A 14,859-nucleotide genomic window follows, 5' to 3' on the forward strand; every position below is an offset into this window, starting at 1 on the left:
GTGGTCAATAATTTCAATTATTTTATTGAAAAATATTTTTCTGGCACTTCTAGTTCTGTCATTTTTAAATAACCTTTCCCTAAAACATATGTATCTTGATATAATAAATAGAAATTCTCTCTTTCTACTCCTCTAACATCTACATAGTTACTTCCATTCCATTGAGCTCCTGGAGTATTCTTTGCTAAAACTTCTTTCAAAGTATCAAAATCATCTATTTGAGCTTTTCCATCTAGTACTTCTTTTGCTAAATCAACTAAAGAAACTGTAACAGAGAAATTATATGAATAAGTCCATGTTCCCATTCTTTTTGCTCCACCTTTTTCTCCCACAGTTTTTTCAACCTTTTCTAAAATTTTTGGCCAATTCCCTTTTTCATCCTCTGTAAATTGTATCCCTAAAGCCCCAGGATATCCCATTGTAGGCGATGGTAAATCAGCTTCAACAAAATACCCACCTTTCTCTGCAACTCTTTTTAATAAAGGCTCTGTATGAGCATCATTTGTTGCAAAAAAAGCTGTTTTATCTCCATATTTAGTTATCCAATTTGGAACTTGCTCTAATATAAATTGTTGTGCTCCTGCTACTCCTACATCACTTACAGGATCTGGAGCTGTCATTTCAATAAACTCCATTCCTAAATCATTTGCAGCAACTTTCATTACATTTCTTCTTTTTGATAGAAGCTCGTAACTCATATGTCTAGGAAATGAAATATGCATAAACTTATCTGCTCCCATCTCTTTTGCTGCTTTTACTATTAAATAACCTCTTGCTATGCTATCTGGATTCACAACTAAATCTGAAACTTCTCCAATCATTTCTGGATCTTCGTGTGGTGAATTTGCTAAAAGTAAAATATCAGGTCTTTTTTCTCTAATTCTTCTAAAGGCTTCCACTGTTCCTGGAATTGCTTCTCCTACAACAATCGCTTTCATTTTAGGGTCATCTGCTAAGCTTACCATTTGAGATATTGTCGTTTCCATCTCCTGCATAAAATTATCTGGATAAGTTACATGAACTATCTCTCCACCCTTATCTGCTGGTCCATATAATTTTATCACCTCTTCAGCTCCTCTTAGTCCATCTTCCGATTGAGAAACTGTTCCAGTTATTACTCCAATATGATATGGTACTTGTCCCATACTAACTATTGATAATAAAAAACTCATTAAAATTAAAAAAAACTTTTTCATAAATCCTTATCCCTCCCTACAACTTTATTTTAATTTTATTATTTGAATAAATATATTTTATATTCAACTTTTTTAAAAATATATTTTTATTATATACATATTAATATCGTATATAATTATTATTAATATAGATTCTAATTTTTCTTGTATACTATTTTTTTAGTACTTATGTCTGTTTTTTATTTTTACAAAAAATAAAAAAACTGCAGCACTGCAGTTTTTTCTTACACTTTTATTTTGCTAAATCATATATTGCTTGAACATATATTTTTAACCAAGTATCTAACTTGTCTAATTCTAGATACTCATTTTTTTGATGCATATTATCCTCTTGACCTTTCAATAGAGCTCCAAATGCAACTCCATTTGTTACCGCTCTAGCATAAGTTCCCCCACCAATGGAAACTGGTTCTGCATTTATATCTCCAGTTATATCTTTATATATATCCATTAATGTTGTTACTAAGAAACTATCTTTAGGAACATATAACGGGTTCTTTGCTGATCTTATTGAGATATTTAAATTTTTAGTTTTTGCTCTTTTCTCTACTTGATCAATTACTTGTTCTTTTGTAAATGTAACTGGATATCTGATGTCAAATCCAAACATTACATTTTTACCTTCACACTCAATTTTACCAATAGTTAATGTTAGCACTCCAGATGGTTCATCTTCAAAATTAATTCCTAATCTCTCTCCTGAATACTCCATTTTTATATACTCATTAAAAAATTCTACTAAATTTTTTAATTTTTCATCTTCAATTTTTAAAGTTGATAAGAAACTAAATAAAGCTGATATTGCATTGTATCCATTTGCGGGTCTAGCTCCATGAGAAGCTTTTCCTAAAGAAACTATTTCTATTTTTCCATCTTTTTCAGTTGCTGATATTTTAAACTCTTTTCCGTCGTTATATTTTTCTAAATTTGAAAATATCTCATCTTTCATTGATAATGGAAATATCCCTATAGCAGAATCTGGAACTGAATTAAATGCAACTCCACCTTTTATTGAGAAACTTAACTCCTCTTCATACTCTTGGCTTAGCATTAAGTGTAAAATCCCTTTTTCAGCATAAGTCACAGGAAATGATGAATCTGGAGTAAATGCCATAGCTGGTTGTGGCATATTTAATTTTCCAAAATAATGGTTCATACATCCCCATCCAGTTTCTTCATTAGCTCCCACTATCACTCTAACTTTTCTATTTAATTTAACACCTGAATCTTTAATAGCTTTTAATGCATATAAAGCAGCAATTGTAGGTCCTTTATCGTCTAAAACTCCTCTTCCATACATTTTGCCATCTACTATTTTTGCTTCATATGGTGGATGATCCCATCCTTTTCCTTCAGGTACAACATCCACATGTCCAAGAATACCTATCATCTCATCATCTGAACCTACACCAAAATCGATATGACCTGCATAGTTCTCAAAATTTTCAACTTCAAATCCTAATTTTTTTCCTAAATCTAACATATGCTCTAGAGCCTTTGCAGGCCCTTCTCCAAAAGGCATTCCTTCTAATGGTGCCTCTTGCACACTTCTAATTCTAACTGACTCTTGAATTGATTTAACAACATCATCTTTGTAATTTAGTACAAACTCTTGTAAATTCAAAACTATTCACCTCTCCCCTTTACTTTTACATCATTTACATCTATTAATGTATCTCTATATTTAGTATAGAAATATCTTACATACTCATATTCAAAAGGACTTCCAGTCCCGTAATATCTAAAATTTTGACTTTCTTTTCTTGCATTAACTGCTCCCATAGTAGTAACTCCAAAATTATTAACATCAAAACCAATAGGTTGGTCGTATGGGTTTATCTCTGAAATACTTACTATCCCAGCTGCTTTACCCGCTGTATCTCTAAGGTTAGATGGTCCAAAACCAGGTAATACTAAATATGGTCCATTTCTAACTCCATATTTTGCCAGAGTTAATCCAAAATCTTCATATGTTTTTGGTAATTCTAAAGTAGATGCCACATCAAACAATCCTAAAATACCAATTGTTGAGTTTATTCCAAATCTAACAAAAGTTATCGTAGCTTTTCTTCCTTCAAATTGTAATATTGAATTTATGAAAGTATTGATTTCTTGTAAATTTGAAAAGAAGTTAGACACACCTTTTTGAACAAATTTCGGTGCAATAAATTCATAAGTATTAACAACTGGAATTAAAACATACTTATCTAAATAATAATTAAAGTAGTATATTCTTCTATTTAAAGGCTCTAAAGGATCATAAACCTCTATAAATTTGGTTCCATTTATCTCCTTCTTCTCTACAACCTCACTTCTTATCCCTTCTGGTTCATATATAATCTCTTTTCCATTTCCTAATTTTAAGTACTCATTACTCTTTAAATGAGTATGTTGATTTAAACTTTCTTTTTTTTCAAGTTTTTTTTCAGAAATATCATTTTTAGTTTTTAAAGGAGAACAGCTAATAAAAAATATACAACTTATAACTAAGCTTAATTTTTTACAATTCATTGTTGAACACCCCCTTCTCTAAAAACTCTAACATTTTATCCACGTTGGTTTGATAAAACATATTTCCACAATGCCCCCCATAAGGATATATCAAACTTCTTTCTTTAAAAACATTTTTTATAAAACTTCTATCCTTATCAGATAAAATAAAATCATCCACATTAGTTACTGCGACTATTTTATCTTCTTTCTCTAAATAACTTTTAATTATTCTTAAATCTCCATATTTTAAAACATCATTAAAAGTTAAATCTCCACCTAATATTTTTAAATAATAAGGATATGCCAATCTATTTAAATAATCACTAAAATTTGCAAAGTTAATACTTTCAAAATATGGATACATACTTGAGAATTTTTTTGGAGTAACATTTGAATAAACATGTGTTCCATTTATCTGATCTACTATATAATTTAAATCAATTGATGTTAAATTAAATGCAAGTCCAATTAATCTTTCCATCTCTTTATTAGATAACTCTTGCTTTTCAAAAATTGAATATATCCCTTCTTCTGTTATTTGAAAATCACTAGGAGAAATATTCTTTTTTACAACCTCCATTACCTCATCAATAATTTCTACTATTTGTCCTTTATTTTCTATATTTTTTGACAACATATTATCTAAAGTAGTTGCTGAATAGTATAAATTAACAGATGGATTAACCATGTAAACTCTTTTAAAATTAAAATCTTTTCCTTGAGAATCTAAATAAGATAATATAGCCGAGTGTGTTGCTCCCATGCTATATCCCATCAAATAGGTATCTGTTATTTCAACTTTTTCTTCTTCTTTTACTTTTTCTAACATATCCCCCATGATATTATACAGATCCAGACCATCTTGAATCAAAACTCCAGGTACCTGGCTATTTGATACATTTAATATAAAATTAGAGTTAAATACCGAAGTTACAGTTAACACATGATATCCTGCATTATAAAATATTTTTTGAAAGTTTTTTGTCCTTGTAGAGTTATACGCAGATCCTGTTCCTGATAAAACAAAAATTAAAGGAGCTTTTCCCTTTTGTTTGCTTAAAGAAAAATTAAAACCTTTATCAAACCACATATTTGCAGGTACCTTCTTACTTCTTTCTAACATAATTTTAAAATCTTTAATAGGGACTTCGTTTGGTATTCCTTTTGTCATAATCTTAGAGCTTCCAACTATTGTCGCTACATACGGATTTTTCATTGGAAATTTATACTCAGCAAAAATTTTTACCGTTAGAATTAACATAAATATTACTCTTATACATTTTCTCATTATAAAAATTCCCCTCCTTAAAATAAGATTAAATAATTTTTTTTAACTCCTCTAAAACTCCATTTTCATTGTTACTTTTTGCTATAAAATTTGATATTCTCTTTATTTCTTCATGTGCATTTTCCATTGCAAAACTATACTTCCCCTTTTTTAACATTTCTAAATCATTTAGATAATCTCCAAAAATCATAGTTTCCTCATAACCCACTCCCAATTTTTTTTGAAGAGCCTCCAATGCTATTCCTTTATTAGATTCCAAATGACTTATATCTAACCAAATTTCACCTGAAACAACAATTTGACAATCTTTTTCATTTGCTATATGGGGATAAACATTTCTTTCTGTTCCACTTAAATCACAATAAGTAATCTTTATTATTTCATCATCTATAAAATCTAAAAGATTTGAAACAACCTTTCTTTCCTCATAATACTTCTCTACTTCTGTAACAAATTCTGTTTCAGTCGATTCAATATATGCAGATTTCTTACCACATAATACGACATTTGTTGTAGGTATCTTTCTTCCTATTTCAACATATTTTTTTATTATCTCTTTAGATAATATTCTTGAATATATCTCTTTTTCTTTTTCTACAACATAACTTCCATTTTCAGCAATAAAAACTATTTTATTTTTTATCTTATCAAAATTTTTTCTTAAATTTTGATACTGTCTTCCACTAGCTACAACAAATTTAATACCTTTGTTCTCCATCTCTGAGTGAATCTTCCAAAATTCATTTGAAAATTCTTTTTTATCATTTAAAAATGTTCCATCCATATCTGTAACAACTAGTTTTATCATTAAAATCTCCCCCTAATACTTATTTATTATCTAATCTATTTCTTACATCATATAAAATAATACCCGTGGCCATAGCTACATTTAATGATTCTGCACTTCCATAAATTGGAATTATTACTTTCTCATCACTTTTTAACAATATGTTTTGAGAAATTCCGTCACCTTCATTCCCAAATATAAATGCATTTTTTTCTTCTAATTTCATTTTTGTATATGGAATAGAATCTTTTTCTAAAGCTGTAGCTATTATTTTATACCCTTTTTCTTTCAATAGATGTATAGTATCTTCCTCTTCTAAATAGTAGATATTTACACTTAAAATTGACCCCATACTGCTTCTTACAGTTTTTTCATTGTAGCAATCTACACTTCCTTTAGTTAAAATTATATCCTTAAATCCAGCCGCATCCGCCACTCTTATAATTGTCCCTAAATTTCCAGGATCTGCTACTCTATTTAAAATAATAATATTTTTATCTAAATGATCCAATTTTTGTTCTTTAGAATTATAGCAAATAATAACACCTTGAGAATTTTCTTGAGAACTTAACTCTTTAAATAATTTTTCGCTTAAAACTATTTTTTTACATTGAAATTTTTCAGATAATTTTATACTTTCCTCTGGAACTCCCTCTTTAAATACTATTATCTTAGGAACCTCTTCAAATTCCAAAAATTTTCTTCCTTCTGCCAAAAATAATTTATCTAATTCTCTATATTTTTTTGCTTTTAACTTTTTTAAACTCTTAAAAAGTTCATTGTCTTTACTTGTTATTATATCCAATGTTATATCTCCTAAAATTAATTATATTTTATATATGATTATACATTAATTTTGTTCTATTTTCTAGTTAAATAATCTTTAGCTGTAATTATTCTTGACTATCTTTAAAAAATATAATACAATTTTTAACGATTATATAATTTATATTTTAGGGAGGTTTAAGTGAAAAAAATAATAACTTTATTATCTTTAGTTTTTCTACTAATTTCATGTGGTAAAGAAAAACAAAAAAATGAGAATGTTCTTTTCCTTTATGGATGGGCTGACTACATTCCCACTAAAATTTATGAAGATTTTGAAAAAGAAACGGGTATTAAAGTAATTGAAGATATCTACTCATCAAATGAAGAGATGTTTGCTAAGATTAAGGCTGGAGGATCTGGATATGATATATTAACACCTTCAACTGATTATGCTGAAATTTTAATGAATGATGGAATGCTTGAAAAACTTGATAAGTCTAAATTACCATCATTAAATAATATAGATCCTATGGTATTTGAAAAGCTACAATATTTTGACTCTAATAACGACTATGCTTTTCCCTTTGCAATGGGTGCTACAACTATAGCAGTAAATACTAAATACGTTAAAGATTTTCCAAGAGATTTCACAATCTATAACAATGCTGAATATAAAGGGAAAATGACTCTACTAGATGATATGAGAGAGGTTATGACCTCTGCTTTAGGAACTTTAGGATATCCTCAAACAACTGAAGATGAAGCTGCTATATCCCAAGCTGCTAATCTTGTAAAGGAATGGAAGAAAAATATTGCCAAATTTGATTCAGAATCTTTTGGTAAAGGTTTTGCTAATGGTGATTTCTGGGTTGTACATTGTTACCCTGATAATGTTTTAAACGAATTAACTCCAGAACAGTTAGAAACAACTGAATTTATAATCCCTGAAAAAGGTGGGACAGCTTACATTGATTCATTTGTTATCCCTAAAACTGCACCAAATAAAGAAGCTGCGTATAAATTTTTAGATTTTGTGCAAAGACCTGAAAATTATAAGCTAATTGCAGAACATTTAAGAATCCCATCTATAAATGTTCCAGCTAGAGAACTTATCACTGTTGAACCTCTATATTCAATAGATGATTTAAGACATACTGAAATTTTAAGAGATATTAAAAATACACTAGATCTTCAAAGTAAATATTGGCAAGAAATTCTTATTGATTAATCCTAAAAGTCTAACTTAAAAATTTAAGTTAGACTTTTTTATTTCTTGTAACACTCTTATTTATAGTGTATAATTTTAGAAAAGAATACACTTAGGAGGACCCCCTATGAATTTTAATATTAGAAGAAATGAACTAGTTGAAATTTTCTCTGAATTTATTAATATTTTAAAAGATAACCCAATTAAACCTATTATTTCTGGTTTAAAAATAGAATCAAATAGTGGCAAAGTAACTTTTACAGGTACTAACCTTGACATTAACTATATAAAAACTGTCTATTGCGAAACAATTGAGGATGGTGTAGTTATTTTTAAGCCAAATTTAGCTTTAGAATATATTAAGCTTTTAGATGATGAAACTATTAACTTATCATCTAAAAATGATATTCTTTCCATTCATTTAGCTGAATTTACTTTATTATATAATGATAATTTTCCTGAAAATTTAAAGCTTCCACTTGTTGATGAAATTGCAAAAATTTCACCTCAAGAACTTTATAAAAGTTTTGAAAGAACAAAGTTTTCAGTTGCTCCTTCAACAGAAAACTTAGCAATCAATTGTATCAGAACTCTTTTTAGAGAAGACAGAATCTCTTTTGTATCAACTGATTCATATAGATTAACTTATTTAAAAACGGATAATAAATCTCTTTTAGAAAAGGATTTTTCAATTCCTCTTGAATCTGTTAATATTTTGTGTAAACTAATCAAAGATTTAAATGAAGATATAACCATTGGTTCAAATGGAGAGAATCTTATCTTCCTATGGAAAGATACTTATTTCCTTACAAAAGTAACTACTCTTCCATTCCCTAATTTTGATGCTATTCTCTGTGGAAATAGTTTCAGTAAAGAGATGGAATTTAATTACAATGATTTCAAAAGTGCTTTAAAAAAGGTATTAACAGTGGCAAGAACTAGCAATGAATCAAAAAATGGTGCTATCTTAGAATTCAAAGGAAAAAAACTTTCTATTTCTGCTTCTTCTGGTAAAGCAAAAATTAATCAAAAAGTTGATATGATTAAAAATGGAGATGATTTTAAATGTTCTCTTAATATAAAATTCCTTTTTGAATTTGTTGAAAATTTAAATAATAATGTTTTTATTAAAGGAAACTCTTCTTCAGCTATGTTTGAAATCACTGAGGGAGATAACAGTTCTTATAAGTATATTTTAATGCCTCTTGCACTAAGAGACTAACACTCAATTTTAGGCGGTTTTTATGATAAAAATTTACAAAAGTCATAATGATATTTTAGAAAAAAAACTTTTCTCAATTTCTGAAACACTTGAAGTTGAAAAATTAACTGAAAAAAATACGTGGATTCATCTTTCAAATCCCACAGAAGAGGAAATCAAAGTTGTTACTAACAGCTTTGATATTCCTGAAGAACATATCCGAGCTGCTCTTGATGAAGAGGAAAAAGCTCGTTTGGAAATTGATGATGATATTATCTTAGTTATTATTGATGTTCCCATCCATGATGAGAACAATCGTTGCTCTTTTACTACTGTTCCACTTGGAATAATTTTATTGAACAATCATATTTTAACTGTATCCACTGTTAAACTCTCTCTTATTGAAGAGTTTGTTCAAGGTAGAATTAAAAGTTTTTTTACATTTAAAAAAACAAGATTTATTTTACAAATGCTTTTTAGAAATTCTACATATTTTTTACTTTACTTAAAACAAATTGGAAGAATAAGTGATAATATCGAAAGGCAACTAAAAAATAATCTTAGAAATCAAGAGCTTATGCTTCTTCTTGAATTAGAAAAAAGTTTAGTTTATTTTACTACATCTTTAAAATCAAACGAAGCAGTTCTTGAAAGAATGATGAGAACTGAAATTGTAAAAAGATATCCAGATGATTTAGAACTTCTTGAAGACGTTATAATAGAAACTAAACAGGCAATTGAAATGGCAAATATTTATTCAAGTATTTTAAGTAGTACTCGAGATGCTTTCTCCACGGTTATGTCAAACAACCTTAATATAGTAATGAAAAAACTTACTTCTATTACAATAGTTTTTGCCATTCCTACTGTTGTTTCTGGACTTTGGGGAATGAACGTAGGTGGTGTTCCCTTTGCCTCAGATACCTACGGTTTTCTTTGGGTTCTACTTGTAGCATTTGCTTGTGGAATTATAATAACGTGGATTTTATTTAAAAAAGAACTATTTTAATTGAAAAGGCTCTGATTAACAGAGCCTTTTTTATTACTTATTTTTTCTTATTTCAATTATTTTTTGTGCTAAATTCTCTTGAAGCTCCTCATATTTTAAGAAACTATATTCAAATCTTCCTCTACCCTGAGTTAAAGATTTTAAATCTATTGCATATTTTAATATCTCACTTTCAGGAACTTCTACAGTTAAAAGCTGCTCAGAGTAAGCTTTGGGTTCCATTCCTAAAATTCTTCCTCTTCTTTTATTCATATCTCCCATAATATCTCCTATATACTCATCAGGAGCTACTATTTCCATTTTTACAATTGGCTCTAATATAACGCACTTAGCTGTCTCCATCCCTTTTCTAAAGGCTAATATAGCTGCTTGCTTAAATGATATTTCATTTGAATCTACAGGATGGTAAGATCCATCATACAGTGTTGCCTTTATGTTTATTACTGGATATCCCGCTAATTTACCTTTATTTTTTGCTTCCAACAATCCCTTTTCTACTGCTGGGATATAAGTTTTAGGAACTACTCCACCATGAATATTATCATAAAATCCAAATTCATCTCTATTAGGTTCAAATTTTATAAATACTTCTCCAAATTGTCCCGCCCCTCCCGACTGCTTTTTATGTCTTCCTTGGGCTTCAACACTATTTTTTATTGTTTCTCTATATGAAATTTCTGGCTCTTTTAACAAAGCATTCACACCAAATTTATTCTCAAGTTTATTAAGAAGTATATTCAGATGTTTTTCCCCTTGTCCACCAATTATTAACTCTTTTGTTTCGTAATTTCTTCCTATTGAAAAAGATGGGTCCTCATCCATTAATCTTTGAAGAGCTCCACTTAATTTATCGTCGTCACTTTTTTCTTTTGGAACAATAGACATATATAAGCACGGCTTTGGAAACTCTATTACTTGGTATAAAATGGCGTTATCTTTATCGCATAGAGTATCTCCTGTTTGAGCATCTTGAATCTTTGTCATAGCCCCTATATCTCCTGCTCTAACCTCTTCTGCTGGTAATTGTTTTCCACCTCTAAAAAACGAAATGTTTCCTACTTTAACTTTTACTCCCTTATTTGAAATTAATACTTCATCATCTTTTCTAATAACTCCTGAATTAACCTTAAATAACGATATTTTTCCCATATATGGATCCACTATTGTTTTAAATATAACCGCAGAAAATGGTTCATCTACTGCTACTTTTCTTGTTAATATTTCACTTTTATTTATTGTATAACCTATTTTAATACCTCCATTTACCTCTAACGGTGTAGGTAAATAGCTATATAGCATTTCAAAAAGAGTTCGGACACCTATTCCATTACTTGCTGATCCAATAATAACAGGAACAATCTCTCCGCTGACAACACCATTATGTAATCCCTGCTTAATCTCTTCCTCAGTAAAATCCTCTCCTGAAAAATACTTGTTTAAAAGATTTTCATCAGTTTCAGCAATCGCTTCTAATAGAAGATTTCTTACTTCTGATATATCTATATCTTCTGGAATTGGAGCATCTTCACATGATTCGCCATTAAAAATTCTACCTTTTAAATCCACAACATTTACAAAACCTTTAAACTCCTCTTCAAATCCTATCGGTATACAAAATGGTGCTACTTTCTTTCCAAATTTTTCTTTCATATCATAAAGAAGCTTCTCATAATTGTGAACCCCTTTATTCATTTTATTAATAAAAATAACTCTTGGAACGCCCGATTCTTCAAGTAATCTCCATGCTCTCTCTGTTCCTACTTCCACTCCTGCTGCACCATTGATAACTAAAACTGCTCCTCCTGAAACTGCCAAAGCTGATGAAACCTCTCCTGAAAAATCTGAATATCCTGGTGTGTCTAGTATGTTATACTTATGTCCTAAATACTCAAGAGGTATAACTGACGTATTAATCGAAAATCCCTGTTTCATTTCCTCTTTATCAAAATCTGATATACTTGTTTGAGAGTCAACACTCCCCATTTTAGGGGTTGTATTAGATATGTATAGCATGGCCTCTACTAAGCTACTTTTTCCACTTCCACGATGCCCCAAAAGAGTTATATTTCTTATCTCACTCATTTCATAACTAATCATAATTGTTCCTCCTATTTTAAGAGATTTTTTACGTTAGTACTTATATAGCTAATATTTCTTAATAAGTCAATAGCAATTTCTAAAAGATATAAAAAAGCCGAGAAATAATCTCGGCTTAAATAACTAAATATTAGTTCATTTTGTCTACTAAAGACTTTCCAGCTTTAAACTTTACAGTTTTCTTAGCTTCTATTTTAATTTCTTCTCCAGTTTTTGGATTTCTTCCAGTTCTTTCAGGTCTTTCAACTACCTCAAATTTTCCCCATCCGATGAAGTTGATTTCCTCTCCAGCTTGTAAAGTTTCCTCTATTGTAACTAGAACTGAATCTAACTTTCTTTCTGCTTCAGCTTTTGAAGAGAATACACCTTTTTCAAATAATACTTTTGCGAATTCTTTTTTTGTCATTATATTTTCCTCCTAAAATGCTTCTATTATTGTAATTAAGTACAGTCATTTATATCATATAAACCAATTAATTTCAAATGTTTTTTAGGTTTTTTTGGATTTTTTTGACAATTTGGTATATAATCAAATCATACCAAAGGAAAGGATGTTCTTAATATGATTAAAAAAATAGTATTTTTGTTTTTAACCCTTGTTTTATCTTCGTGCACATCGCTAAAATACAGTGTTAATTCGTCTAAATACAAATCAAAATCTTATAATGAAAGAGTTAGATTTGTTATTTTACACTACACTGCTTTAAATGATGAACGTTCAATCACTGCCTTAACAAAAAATAGTGTTAGCTCTCATTATTTAGTTACTCAAGAATGGTATGATTCTGTTTATTCTTTAGTTCCTAATACTCAAAGAGCTTGGCATGCTGGTACTAGTTCCTTTGATGGTTACAAAAATCTAAACGACAACTCAATTGGAATTGAGATTTCTAATTTAGGTTACTCAAGTGCTAATAAACAAAAAACAGTAAATTTAAAAGAGGGAATAGTTGATACAACCATGTTCTATCCATATAATGATGCCCAAATTTTTAAAATTGGAATGTTATTAAAAGAACTTACTCTTAAATATAAGATTAATCCTAAATATATTTTAGGACACTCTGATATTGCTCCTACTAGAAAGTTTGATCCTGGTCCAAAATTTCCGTGGAAACACCTTTATGATCAGTATGGTGTTGGTGCTTGGTTTGAGAAAAAAGATTTTAATACTTTTTATTCCCAAGAACTTTTTAATTCATACTCAGTTAAAGATTTAAAAAATGAATTACGTAAATACGGATATGATATTAATTCAACTGATAATTGGGATTTGCAAAGTAAAAAAGTAGTTTCTGCATTCCAAATGCACTTTAGACCTAAAAAAGTTAATGGAGTTTTTGACCTTGAAACTTTTGCTATTATAAAGGCATTAAATAAAAAATACAAATAATTTTATTGACAAAATAACTATTGGTGTTCTATAATCAAGTCAACAATAAAATATGATAGATAAACTTCAGGGCAGGGTGAGCTTTATATTGGCAATTCCCGACCGGCGGTGATAGTCCGCGAAACCTTCGGGTTTGATTTGGTGTAACTCCAAAACCGACAGTATAGTCTGGATGGAAGAAGTGTTTTTTTTATGCACAATTTTCTAATTTATTTATTTTTAAGCCCGAAGTCTATCTTCGGTTTTTTTTTATAAAAAATTTGAGGAGGACTAAAAATGGTAAAAATTTATGAGGGAAATTTTATAGGTGAGAATTTAAAGGTAGGTATCGTTTGTGCTAGATTCAATGAATTTATTGTATCTAAACTTCTAGCTGGTTCAATAGATGCTTTAAGAAGACATTCAGTTAATGAGGAAAATATACATGTTTCTTGGGTTCCAGGAGCTTTTGAAATTCCTCTTATTGCAAAAAAAATGGTTGAAACTAAAAAATTTGATGTTGTTATAGCTCTAGGAGCTGTAATTAGAGGAGCTACTCCACATTTTGATTATGTTTGTTCAGAGGTTTCTAAAGGTGTTGCATCAATATCTTTAGATTCTGGAATTCCTGTAATTTTTGGTGTATTAACAGTTAATTCAATTGAAGAAGCTATTGAAAGAGCTGGTACAAAAGCTGGAAATAAAGGATTTGAAGCTGGACTTTCTGCTATTGAAACTGTTAATCTTATTAGAAGTATTTCAGAGGAATAATTATGCATAATTACTTTATGGAAATAGCTATTAATGAAGCTAAAAAAGGTATAGGTGCTGTTAATCCTAATCCGCTTGTTGGAGCTGTTCTAGTTAAAGATAATAAAATTCTAGCAATGGGACACCATGAGTTTTATGGTGGCCCACATGCTGAGGTCAATGCTTTAAATAAATCTAATGATACTGAAGGGTGTACTCTCTATGTTACTTTAGAACCTTGTTCTCACTATGGAAAAACACCGCCTTGTACCAATCTTATTATTAAATCTAAAATAAAAAAATGTGTCATTGCAACTTTAGATCCTAATCCATTAGTTAGTGGTCGAGGGGTAAAACAATTGGAAGAAGCTGGTATTGAAGTTATCATAGGGGTCTTAGAAAATGAAGCTAAAAATTTAAATAAAGTTTTCTTTAAGTATATAAAAAATAAAATTCCATATATTTTTATAAAAGCTGGGATAACACTTGATGGCAAAATAGCTACTCAAGCTTTTTCTTCACAGTGGATTACAAACTCTTTAGCTCGAAATAAAGTAGAAAAATATAGAAATTTTTTCTCTGGAATTTTAGTTGGAGCAAATACTGTTATTCAAGACAATCCTTCCCTTAGATGTAAAATCTCAGGCAATCGTAATCCTTATAGGTTAATTTTAGATAAAGATTTAATTGT

At 29.3% G+C, this 14,859-nt stretch carries 14 protein-coding genes and 1 riboswitch; of the genes, 6 read left to right on the plus strand and 8 right to left on the minus strand.

The window, feature by feature from the left end; translation table 11 throughout:
- Positions 1-17: 17 nt before the first annotated feature.
- The 6 genes from ACRC8M_RS08370 to ACRC8M_RS08395 form a co-directional block, all read right to left on the minus strand.
- Positions 18-1,172, minus strand: coding sequence for a DUF3798 domain-containing protein (locus tag ACRC8M_RS08370; protein ID WP_438528734.1), 1,155 nt, complete (start codon positions 1,170-1,172; stop codon positions 18-20).
- A 256-nt stretch (positions 1,173-1,428) separates the two neighbouring features.
- Positions 1,429-2,820, minus strand: a complete 1,392-nt coding sequence (pepV, locus tag ACRC8M_RS08375; protein ID WP_438528717.1) for a dipeptidase PepV — start codon at positions 2,818-2,820, stop codon at positions 1,429-1,431.
- A gap of 2 nt (positions 2,821-2,822) precedes the next feature.
- A complete protein-coding gene (locus ACRC8M_RS08380; protein WP_438528718.1) occupies positions 2,823-3,707 on the minus strand; it encodes an MlaA family lipoprotein in 885 nt (294 codons plus the stop codon).
- Positions 3,697-4,977, minus strand: coding sequence for a serine/threonine protein kinase (locus tag ACRC8M_RS08385; RefSeq protein ID WP_438528719.1), 1,281 nt, complete (start codon positions 4,975-4,977; stop codon positions 3,697-3,699). Before ACRC8M_RS08385 ends, ACRC8M_RS08380 begins: the two co-directional genes overlap by 11 nt.
- Positions 4,978-5,005: 28 nt before the next feature.
- Entirely contained in the window at positions 5,006-5,785 is a 780-nt protein-coding gene (locus ACRC8M_RS08390; RefSeq protein WP_438528720.1) for an HAD family hydrolase, read from the minus strand.
- A gap of 19 nt (positions 5,786-5,804) precedes the next feature.
- On the minus strand, positions 5,805-6,569 hold the full coding sequence (locus ACRC8M_RS08395; RefSeq protein WP_438528721.1) for a TrmH family RNA methyltransferase: 765 nt from the start codon (positions 6,567-6,569) through the stop codon (positions 5,805-5,807).
- A gap of 162 nt (positions 6,570-6,731) precedes the next feature.
- Here ACRC8M_RS08395 and ACRC8M_RS08400 point away from each other — a divergent pair, with 162 nt between their 5' ends.
- The 3 genes from ACRC8M_RS08400 to ACRC8M_RS08410 all read left to right on the plus strand — a co-directional run bounded on the left by ACRC8M_RS08400 (position 6,732) and on the right by ACRC8M_RS08410 (position 9,949).
- Positions 6,732-7,760, plus strand: a complete 1,029-nt coding sequence (locus ACRC8M_RS08400) for an extracellular solute-binding protein (RefSeq protein ID WP_438528722.1) — start codon at positions 6,732-6,734, stop codon at positions 7,758-7,760.
- A gap of 106 nt (positions 7,761-7,866) precedes the next feature.
- A complete protein-coding gene (locus ACRC8M_RS08405) occupies positions 7,867-8,961 on the plus strand; it encodes a DNA polymerase III subunit beta (protein WP_438528723.1) in 1,095 nt (364 codons plus the stop codon).
- Positions 8,962-8,983: 22 nt separating this feature from the next.
- Positions 8,984-9,949, plus strand: coding sequence for a magnesium transporter CorA family protein (locus tag ACRC8M_RS08410; protein ID WP_438528724.1), 966 nt, complete (start codon positions 8,984-8,986; stop codon positions 9,947-9,949).
- 33 nt (positions 9,950-9,982) lie between these two features.
- Here ACRC8M_RS08410 and fusA read toward each other — a convergent pair whose 3' ends face one another.
- Complete coding sequence (fusA, locus tag ACRC8M_RS08415; protein WP_438528725.1) at positions 9,983-12,046, minus strand: elongation factor G; 2,064 nt, start codon at positions 12,044-12,046, stop codon at positions 9,983-9,985.
- Between the two features lie 130 nt (positions 12,047-12,176).
- A complete protein-coding gene (locus ACRC8M_RS08420; RefSeq protein ID WP_023049818.1) occupies positions 12,177-12,452 on the minus strand; it encodes an HU family DNA-binding protein in 276 nt (91 codons plus the stop codon).
- Positions 12,453-12,608: 156 nt separating this feature from the next.
- Between ACRC8M_RS08420 and ACRC8M_RS08425 the strand changes: the two genes are divergently transcribed.
- The 3 genes from ACRC8M_RS08425 to ribD all read left to right on the plus strand — a co-directional run.
- Complete coding sequence (locus ACRC8M_RS08425) at positions 12,609-13,439, plus strand: N-acetylmuramoyl-L-alanine amidase (RefSeq protein ID WP_438528726.1); 831 nt, start codon at positions 12,609-12,611, stop codon at positions 13,437-13,439.
- A gap of 58 nt (positions 13,440-13,497) precedes the next feature.
- Positions 13,498-13,627, plus strand: a riboswitch (FMN riboswitch).
- A gap of 88 nt (positions 13,628-13,715) precedes the next feature.
- Positions 13,716-14,189: a 6,7-dimethyl-8-ribityllumazine synthase gene (gene ribH, locus ACRC8M_RS08430; protein WP_438528727.1), complete on the plus strand. Its 474-nt coding sequence runs from the start codon at positions 13,716-13,718 to the stop codon at positions 14,187-14,189.
- A 2-nt stretch (positions 14,190-14,191) separates the two neighbouring features.
- A partial coding sequence (gene ribD / locus ACRC8M_RS08435; RefSeq protein WP_438528728.1) for a bifunctional diaminohydroxyphosphoribosylaminopyrimidine deaminase/5-amino-6-(5-phosphoribosylamino)uracil reductase RibD occupies positions 14,192-14,859 on the plus strand: 668 nt, incomplete at its 3' end.

This window comes from Cetobacterium sp., assembly GCF_051653945.1.
In the GTDB taxonomy this organism is placed as follows: domain Bacteria; phylum Fusobacteriota; class Fusobacteriia; order Fusobacteriales; family Fusobacteriaceae; genus Cetobacterium_A.

What these genes read in the sequence shown, in the direction of transcription:
- ACRC8M_RS08425 (WP_438528726.1), top strand. Translation starts at nt 12,609, where the DNA reads ATGATTAAAAAAATAGTATTTTTGTTTTTAACCCTTGTTTTATCTTCG.
- ribH (WP_438528727.1), top strand. Translation starts at nt 13,716, where the DNA reads ATGGTAAAAATTTATGAGGGAAATTTTATAGGTGAGAATTTAAAGGTA.
- ACRC8M_RS08385 (WP_438528719.1), bottom strand. Translation starts at nt 4,977, where the DNA reads ATGAGAAAATGTATAAGAGTAATATTTATGTTAATTCTAACGGTAAAA.
- ACRC8M_RS08410 (WP_438528724.1), top strand. Translation starts at nt 8,984, where the DNA reads ATGATAAAAATTTACAAAAGTCATAATGATATTTTAGAAAAAAAACTT.
- ACRC8M_RS08370 (WP_438528734.1), bottom strand. Translation starts at nt 1,172, where the DNA reads ATGAGTTTTTTATTATCAATAGTTAGTATGGGACAAGTACCATATCAT.
- ACRC8M_RS08390 (WP_438528720.1), bottom strand. Translation starts at nt 5,785, where the DNA reads ATGATAAAACTAGTTGTTACAGATATGGATGGAACATTTTTAAATGAT.
- fusA (WP_438528725.1), bottom strand. Translation starts at nt 12,046, where the DNA reads ATGATTAGTTATGAAATGAGTGAGATAAGAAATATAACTCTTTTGGGG.
- ACRC8M_RS08420 (WP_023049818.1), bottom strand. Translation starts at nt 12,452, where the DNA reads ATGACAAAAAAAGAATTCGCAAAAGTATTATTTGAAAAAGGTGTATTC.
- ACRC8M_RS08405 (WP_438528723.1), top strand. Translation starts at nt 7,867, where the DNA reads ATGAATTTTAATATTAGAAGAAATGAACTAGTTGAAATTTTCTCTGAA.
- ACRC8M_RS08380 (WP_438528718.1), bottom strand. Translation starts at nt 3,707, where the DNA reads ATGAATTGTAAAAAATTAAGCTTAGTTATAAGTTGTATATTTTTTATT.